Origin of the sequence: Sinobaca qinghaiensis (assembly GCF_003610495.1) — a bacterium.
GTDB lineage: Bacteria > Bacillota > Bacilli > Bacillales > Marinococcaceae > Sinobaca > Sinobaca qinghaiensis.
Genome location: NZ_RAPK01000006.1, coordinates 622,314 through 623,215, shown reverse-complemented (window position 1 = coordinate 623,215; position 902 = coordinate 622,314). Strand labels below are relative to the sequence as shown.

Below are 902 nucleotides of genomic sequence, written 5' to 3'. Positions count from 1 at the left end.
GCATCTCCGTCCGCATCAGCATCTCCGTCCGCGTCGGCATCTCCGTCTGCGTCAGCGTCTCCATCCGCGTCAGCATCTCCGTCTCCGTCCGCGTCAGCATCTCCGTCTGCATCAGCGTCTCCGTCCGCGTCTGCGTCTCCATCTCCATCATCTAAAATAGAGAAAGTAAAGGTTTCTGCAGTGTCTGCTAATGCTTCAATGGAAAGCAGATTTTCATTTAATTGTCTTCCAGTTCCTTCGTAAGTTCCTGCAGCCGGCGTTTCTGAATAACTGATTGTGACATCAAAATCCACACCGTTCAACAGACCAATATCAGCTAATCCGCTTGCTGGAATCAATATTCTGTTGTTCTCTTCATCCAAAAATGCTTCATCTTCTGAAGGGTCTAAGCTGACATTTATTGCTCCACTACCTGCTTCGATTATTTCGATATTTTCAATGATAGAAGAATCAGTGAATTCAGGAGGAAGTTCAATAGCATAAAATGTTTCATTCAATGCTCCAACCGTAGCTAGATAATCTACTCCGTAATTGATATTAAGCTGATTAGAGCCTTCCACATACTCTCCGGACGCATCAGCGTTTCCTACAGCAATAACATCTAGTCCTCCGTCTGCATCTCCGTCCGCATCGGCGTCTCCATCGGCATCCGCGTCTGCGTCTCCATCAGCATCTGCGTCTCCATCAGCATCTGCGTCTCCATCGGCATCTGCGTCTCCATCGGCATCTGCGTCTCCATCGGCATCTGCGTCTCCATCGGCATCCGCGTCTCCATCGGCATCTGCGTCTCCATCAGCGTCTGCGTCTCCATCAGCGTCCGCGTCTCCATCGGCATCCGCGTCTCCATCAGCATCCGCGTCTCCATCAGCGTCTGCGTCTCCATCCGCGTCTGCGTCTCCATC

1 protein-coding gene is annotated in these 902 nt (G+C 50.8%); it reads right to left on the bottom strand.

Going from position 1 to position 902, the window contains the following annotated elements:
- Positions 1 to 902, bottom strand: a 902-nt coding sequence (locus ATL39_RS17505; RefSeq protein ID WP_211326962.1) for a hypothetical protein, incomplete at both ends; no start/stop codon positions are given.